This is a genomic window from Microbacterium sp. H6, assembly GCF_003314775.1.
Lineage (GTDB): Bacteria > Actinomycetota > Actinomycetes > Actinomycetales > Microbacteriaceae > Microbacterium > Microbacterium oxydans.
Genome location: NZ_QOAY01000080.1, coordinates 2,109 through 3,970, shown reverse-complemented (window position 1 = coordinate 3,970; position 1,862 = coordinate 2,109). Strand labels below are relative to the sequence as shown.

The following is a 1,862-nucleotide window of genomic DNA, read 5'->3' as shown; positions in this document are numbered from 1 at the left end:
CGGACCGGCCTGCTCGATCGGCCCCGTCGCAGCCAGCAACCCGGTCACGCCGATCGCCCCGTCGAGGAGGGCCTCGCGCAGCGCCGGCCACCGCGCCGGCAGCCACTCTCCGGAGGAGAGGTCGACATCGCGTCGCACCAAGCGCGCGCCCTTCACAAGGCGCGCGGCACCCGCCGCGTCGGTGCGGAGCACACGCTGCAGCAACTCGTTCATCGAGCGGCAGCCGTACCGTCCGCAGAACGCCGGCTCCCCCGACCTGTCAGGACGCTGATCGACGCTCGCCACCGCCTCGACGACCACGGCCTCCGCGCGTCGCTGGATCTCGCCCACGACCCGCAGCAGGTCCATCATCTCTCCTGCATCGAGAGCGCCCATGGCGCCGGACTGGAGCACGGCGTCGAGAGCGACGACCGTGTCGTCGAGAACCGCTGCCGGGGTGCTTTCCATACGACGATTCAATAGAGGGCCACCGACATTTCGAGGCACGATTACCCCTGTTCAGGGCGATATTCCAGTACGCTCGAGACACTCCTCCTTCACACCAAGAGACCCGCGATCAGCCCTCCACACCACCCCAGCATCCGCACCGAAAACCTCCGCCGCACCCCGGTCGCAGGAGAACCCTCACACCAGGTCGGAGTCCTCGAAGATCAGGATCGTCCGTGTGGAGCGGATCGACGGGATCGCCTGGATGTCCTCCAGCACGATGCGACGGAGGTCGCGGGCGTCGTTGGCCCGCACGAGCAGCAGCACGTCGAAGTCGCCTCCGACCAGAGCCATGTGCTCGATCTCGGGGATCGCCCTGAGCCGCGCGCTCACCTCCTGCCACGTGGCCTGCTCGATCGCGAGCGTCACATAGGCGCTCGCGTGGTGTCCGAGCAGTACGGGGTCGGTGCGCACCGTGTACCCCGTGATCACCCCGGCGTCGGTGAGTCGCTTGATCCGCGCGTGCGCTCCGGCGCGGGAGATGTGCACCGCCTCGGCGATCGCGGTCATCGACGCGCGAGCATCCCGCCGCAGCTCAGCGAGGATCGCGCGATCCGTGTCATCGAGCGCCGCCATGGCACCCCTCTCTCCTCCGGGAAATACTGACACTTCGGAGGCCATTCTGACACGGCGAGCGCAATCGTCCATGATTGCGCAGCGGTTCTTGGATGACTGTCGCATGCGCGGCATGCTGTCCTCATCGAGTTCGGCAAGGAAGGCGGACGGATGCACCCCCATGACCTGCTCCCGCGAGACACCGCGGTACGACTGATCGACGAGGACGGGACCACCCTCCCCGACGAGGCATACGCGCTCCCCGCCGCCGACGTCCTGCTCGCCGCTTACCGCGGGCTCGTCGAAGGCAGACGCATCAACGACCAGGCGGGCGCGCTCGTCCGCCAGGGCCGCCTCGCGGTCTACCCCTCGTCACATGGTCAGGAGGCATGCCAGGTGGCAGCGGCGATGGTGCTCGGTGACACCGACTGGCTCTTCCCCACGTACCGCGACTCGGTCGCGGTGATCGCCCGCGGCATCGCTCCCGCTGAGGCGATGGTGCTCCTCAAGGGCGACTGGCACTCGGGCTACGACGTGCGCGCGCACCGCGTCGCCCCACAGGCCACCCCGCTCGCGACCCAGCTCCTGCACGCGGTCGGCTTCGCGCAGGCGGCGAAGCACCGCGGTGAGGACACCGTCGTGCTCGCGCTCTGCGGCGACGGTGCCACGAGCGAGGGCGACTTCCACGAGGCGATGAACTTCGCCGCCGTGTTCCATGTCCCGGTCGTGTTCTTCGTGCAGAACAACGAGTTCGCCATCTCGGTGCCCCTCTCCCGGCAGACCGCTGCCCCCTCCCTGGCACACAAGGCGGTCGGCTACGG

The 1,862-nt window shown here is 68.7% G+C and carries 2 protein-coding genes and 1 pseudogene; 1 reads left to right on the top strand and 2 read right to left on the bottom strand.

Going from position 1 to position 1,862, the window contains the following annotated elements; genetic code table 11:
* Together DSP71_RS05830 and DSP71_RS05825 are read right to left on the bottom strand one after the other, a co-directional pair.
* Positions 1–447, bottom strand: a pseudogene (locus DSP71_RS05830) (hypothetical protein); the annotation flags it as partial.
* A 177-nt stretch (positions 448–624) separates the two neighbouring features.
* Entirely contained in the window at positions 625–1,062 is a 438-nt protein-coding gene (locus DSP71_RS05825; protein ID WP_113680614.1) for an Lrp/AsnC family transcriptional regulator, read from the bottom strand.
* A gap of 150 nt (positions 1,063–1,212) precedes the next feature.
* On the opposite strand from DSP71_RS05825, the gene DSP71_RS05820 reads away from it, so the two are divergent.
* Positions 1,213–1,862, top strand: a 650-nt coding sequence (locus tag DSP71_RS05820; protein WP_258546284.1) for a thiamine pyrophosphate-dependent enzyme, incomplete at its 3' end; no start/stop codon positions are given.

Bases quoted from the DNA above. Each gene is read 5' to 3' on its own strand.
- DSP71_RS05825 (WP_113680614.1), bottom strand. From the start codon at position 1,062: ATGGCGGCGCTCGATGACACGGATCGCGCGATCCTCGCTGAGCTGCGG.